This window comes from Bacillus sp. FDAARGOS_527 (genome assembly GCF_003812125.1).
Classification (GTDB): Bacteria; Bacillota; Bacilli; order Bacillales; family Bacillaceae_G; genus Bacillus_A; species Bacillus_A paranthracis.
In genome coordinates, this window is record NZ_CP033795.1 from 4842501 (window position 1) to 4847500 (window position 5000).

The 5000-nt window shown below is 42.4% G+C and carries 2 protein-coding genes and 2 rRNA genes (1 of these 4 only partly in view); 3 read left to right on the forward strand and 1 reads right to left on the reverse strand.

The features are described from left to right. Nucleotides 1-2117: ribosomal RNA gene (locus EGX95_RS27960) — 23S ribosomal RNA — on the forward strand (it extends 806 nt beyond the left edge of the window). A 50-nt stretch (nucleotides 2118-2167) separates the two neighbouring features. Next, nucleotides 2168-2283, forward strand: a 5S ribosomal RNA gene (gene rrf, locus EGX95_RS27965). Between the two features lie 179 nt (nucleotides 2284-2462). Here the strand turns inward: rrf and EGX95_RS27970 are convergent. Next, nucleotides 2463-3875 carry a MocR-like pyridoxine biosynthesis transcription factor PdxR gene (locus tag EGX95_RS27970; protein WP_000964408.1) on the reverse strand — a complete coding sequence of 471 codons (1413 nt, stop codon included), beginning with the start codon at nucleotides 3873-3875 and terminating at the stop codon, nucleotides 2463-2465. A 118-nt stretch (nucleotides 3876-3993) separates the two neighbouring features. On the opposite strand from EGX95_RS27970, the gene EGX95_RS27975 reads away from it, so the two are divergent. After that, nucleotides 3994-4950, forward strand: coding sequence for a proline dehydrogenase family protein (locus EGX95_RS27975; RefSeq protein WP_063246804.1), 957 nt, complete (start codon nucleotides 3994-3996; stop codon nucleotides 4948-4950). Nucleotides 4951-5000: the final 50 nt, after the last annotated feature.

Below are 5000 nucleotides of genomic sequence, written 5' to 3' on the forward strand. Positions count from 1 at the left end.
ATGAGGTGTGGGTAGCGGAGAAATTCCAATCGAACCTGGAGATAGCTGGTTCTCCCCGAAATAGCTTTAGGGCTAGCCTTAAGTGTAAGAGTCTTGGAGGTAGAGCACTGATTGGACTAGGGGTCCTCATCGGATTACCGAATTCAGTCAAACTCCGAATGCCAATGACTTATCCTTAGGAGTCAGACTGCGAGTGATAAGATCCGTAGTCAAAAGGGAAACAGCCCAGACCGCCAGCTAAGGTCCCAAAGTGTGTATTAAGTGGAAAAGGATGTGGAGTTGCTTAGACAACTAGGATGTTGGCTTAGAAGCAGCCACCATTTAAAGAGTGCGTAATAGCTCACTAGTCGAGTGACTCTGCGCCGAAAATGTACCGGGGCTAAATACACCACCGAAGCTGCGGATTGATACCGAATGGTATCAGTGGTAGGGGAGCGTTCTAAGGACAGTGAAGTCAGACCGGAAGGACTGGTGGAGTGCTTAGAAGTGAGAATGCCGGTATGAGTAGCGAAAGACGGGTGAGAATCCCGTCCACCGAATGCCTAAGGTTTCCTGAGGAAGGCTCGTCCGCTCAGGGTTAGTCAGGACCTAAGCCGAGGCCGACAGGCGTAGGCGATGGACAACAGGTTGATATTCCTGTACCACCTCTTTATCGTTTGAGCAATGGAGGGACGCAGAAGGATAGAAGAAGCGTGCGATTGGTTGTGCACGTCCAAGCAGTTAGGCTGATAAGTAGGCAAATCCGCTTATTGTAAAGGCTGAGCTGTGATGGGGAAGCTCCTTATGGAGCGAAGTCTTTGATTCCCCGCTGCCAAGAAAAGCTTCTAGCGAGATAAAAGGTGCCTGTACCGCAAACCGACACAGGTAGGCGAGGAGAGAATCCTAAGGTGTGCGAGAGAACTCTGGTTAAGGAACTCGGCAAAATGACCCCGTAACTTCGGGAGAAGGGGTGCTTTCTTAACGGAAAGCCGCAGTGAATAGGCCCAAGCGACTGTTTAGCAAAAACACAGCTCTCTGCGAAGCCGTAAGGCGAAGTATAGGGGGTGACACCTGCCCGGTGCTGGAAGGTTAAGGAGAGGGGTTAGCGTAAGCGAAGCTCTGAACTGAAGCCCCAGTAAACGGCGGCCGTAACTATAACGGTCCTAAGGTAGCGAAATTCCTTGTCGGGTAAGTTCCGACCCGCACGAAAGGTGTAACGATTTGGGCACTGTCTCAACCAGAGACTCGGTGAAATTATAGTACCTGTGAAGATGCAGGTTACCCGCGACAGGACGGAAAGACCCCGTGGAGCTTTACTGTAGCCTGATATTGAATTTTGGTACAGTTTGTACAGGATAGGCGGGAGCCTTTGAAACCGGAGCGCTAGCTTCGGTGGAGGCGCTGGTGGGATACCGCCCTGACTGTATTGAAATTCTAACCTACGGGTCTTATCGACCCGGGAGACAGTGTCAGGTGGGCAGTTTGACTGGGGCGGTCGCCTCCTAAAGTGTAACGGAGGCGCCCAAAGGTTCCCTCAGAATGGTTGGAAATCATTCGTAGAGTGCAAAGGCATAAGGGAGCTTGACTGCGAGACCTACAAGTCGAGCAGGGACGAAAGTCGGGCTTAGTGATCCGGTGGTTCCGCATGGAAGGGCCATCGCTCAACGGATAAAAGCTACCCCGGGGATAACAGGCTTATCTCCCCCAAGAGTCCACATCGACGGGGAGGTTTGGCACCTCGATGTCGGCTCATCGCATCCTGGGGCTGTAGTCGGTCCCAAGGGTTGGGCTGTTCGCCCATTAAAGCGGTACGCGAGCTGGGTTCAGAACGTCGTGAGACAGTTCGGTCCCTATCCGTCGTGGGCGTAGGAAATTTGAGAGGAGCTGTCCTTAGTACGAGAGGACCGGGATGGACGCACCGCTGGTGTACCAGTTGTTCTGCCAAGGGCATAGCTGGGTAGCTATGTGCGGAAGGGATAAGTGCTGAAAGCATCTAAGCATGAAGCCCCCCTCAAGATGAGATTTCCCATAGCGTAAGCTAGTAAGATCCCTGAAAGATGATCAGGTTGATAGGTTCGAGGTGGAAGCATGGTGACATGTGGAGCTGACGAATACTAATAGATCGAGGACTTAACCATATAATATGTAGCAAATGTTATCTAGTTTTGAAGGAATATGCCTTCAATAGTTTGGTGATGATGGCAGAGAGGTCACACCCGTTCCCATACCGAACACGGAAGTTAAGCTCTCTAGCGCCGATGGTAGTTGGGACCTTGTCCCTGTGAGAGTAGGACGTCGCCAAGCAAGCTTAAGACGAGTCAGAATGACTCGTCTTTTTTGTGTTTAATGAAGTAATCTTGTAATTAATGTCGCCTCTATAAGTACGTTTATCTAACAAGAAACACCTTGATTTAATTATGATTTCACATGTAAATAGTGTACCTTCAGAAAAATATGGTCAAGTTGGTTAAACTGTCTATTTGTTAACAAGAATATATACAAGATAATGCCCTCTGTAGCCTGTTCACCCCTTCTTTTATTTCTTCAGTTGTTAAATGTCCGTACCCTATAATAATTTGATTATGATGTTTTCCTTTTTTAATGGCGTGGTCTTCCACGGGATATACTTTTACTTCGAGTTGTTGAATTTCCTCAAGTAATTCTTTTGTGAATTGAACTTGATTGAATTCAACAATCAAGTGTAATCCTGTAGAATAGCCGAAAATATTGATCTTATTTGAGAATGCTAATTTTAATTGCTGGATAAGGAAGTTTCTTCGATTTTTATAGAGTTTTTTCATCTTCATAATATGCCGTTCCAAATGATCTTCGGTAATAAATTTAGCAAGAACAAGCTGATTTAAAGAAGGTGTATGTAGATCTGAAAACCATTTTACTTTGCGACATTTTTCAATAAGGTGTGAGGGAAGAACTAAGTATCCCATCCTAAGGGCCGGTGATAAAATTTTACTAAATGAACCTATATATATAACACGCTCGGGATCCAATCCTTGTAATGAACTTACGGGTGAGCCTTCATATCGAAATTCACTGTCATAATCATCTTCAATGAGGTAGCAATTTGTTTTTCTTGAGTAGTTAATCAATTGAACCCGTCGTTGAATCGGTAATGTTCCACCTAAAGGAAACTGATGAGAAGGAGTAATAAAGATAAATTTTGGATTTTTATTTACAGGTAGCAAAGATGTATCCATCCCATTATCATCAACTGGTATAGGATAAAGGAAGGCTCCTGAATTTTTAAAAATTGTTTGAATGTCATTGGTAATAGGATCTTCTATTATTACTTCATCACCCGTTGATAAAAGTAATTTAGAAACAAGTGTTAAAGCTTGAGTTGCACCAGAAGTAATCACTAATTGTTCTGGATGACAAAAAACTCCTCTTGTTTTTAATAAATAGCGTGATAAAGCCTTTCTTAATTCGGGACGCCCTTCGGGAATATCGTATCCAAACGTAGAAGGGGGTGCTTCGTGCCATATTGTGTGAGACAAATTTGCCCATCTCTTGCGTGGAAATAAGTCTAATGCTGGTATCCCTGAACGAAAATTAATGATGTTACTGTCTTTGTTTATTTCTTCGCACCAAGATAAAGAATCAATTAGAGTTGATTTTTTACGTTGTTCTAAATAAGTCCCCTCAGCAATGAATGTTCCTGCTCCCTGTCGAGCGACCAAAAAACCTTCGGAAAATAATTGATCATAAGCTTCTAAAATTACATTCCTAGATACGTTTAACTCAGAAGATAATTCCCGTGTTGATGGTAACTTTTCTCCGGACTGTAGCTCTCCATTTAATATTCGCTCACGTATTTGGTAATAAACCTGTCGAATTAAACTAATATCTAACGATCGGTCAATAGGTATCCACAGCATATAAATGCTCCCTTCATCAAAAATTGGTACCATAAAAATTCGGCTAAAATGGTACTAATACGAACCATTTTAGCATGCTATAGTTGGATCAAATAGTTCTAAGGGAGATGAAAATGTGATGACGAAAGAATTTCAAGTAGCTCAGGCATTTAAATCGATTGCACGAAATGAATATATAAAATCCTATGTACAACAATCCACGGAGCTCTATGCGTTATTGTTGCAAGCTGCGAAACGCTTTGTCACCGGAGAAACGAGACATGAGGGGATTGTGACGGCAAAAGAACTAATTACAAAAGGGTATCATACTTCACTGGAGTATATAGGGGAAAATAAGCTAGATATAAAGGAGTGTTATAAGGCAAAAAATGAGTTTTTGAATCTTATTGGGGACGTGGGTGCTCTTCCTATAAAACAAACAGTATCACTTGATTTATCGCATATTGGATTATCTATAGATCCAGAAATATCTTATATTCATTTAATGGAGTTGGCAGAGAAGGCAAATGCACAAGGAACTACCCTTATGATAAGTATGGAAGAATCATCTAAGGCAGAGGACATTCTTTCTATTTATAAAAAAACAACAGAGCAATATCCTAACGTAGGGATAACAATTCAGGCACATTTATATCGCTCGAACAATGATATTCAAGAACTCCTACATTATCCAGGGAAAATACGAGTTGTAAAAGGTGCCTATCAAGAAGTTCCGGATATTGCTATGCCTAGATCAACCGATTTAAATCAGCAGTATCTTCAAATTGTAGAACAATTAATTGAAAACAATCACCCTGTATCTATAGCTACACATGATGAAATTCTTATTAAAGAGATGGAACACCGTCAATATTTTAGTCAATCTAATGTAGAGATAGAAATGTTATATGGAATTCGTCCGGATATGCTAAGTAATTTGAAAAACAAAGGACATAACGCTAGAGTATATTTGACTTATGGGAAAGAGTGGTATTTGTATTTATGTCACCGGATTGCTGAACATCCAGAAAATCTATATCATGCGGTGACAGATATGATACATTTATCTTCAGAGCAGCGGAGTCGGGAATATTGAATATACCTTTTATCTTAAATGTAAAAGTTATTTTGGCTATGGTTATTGCG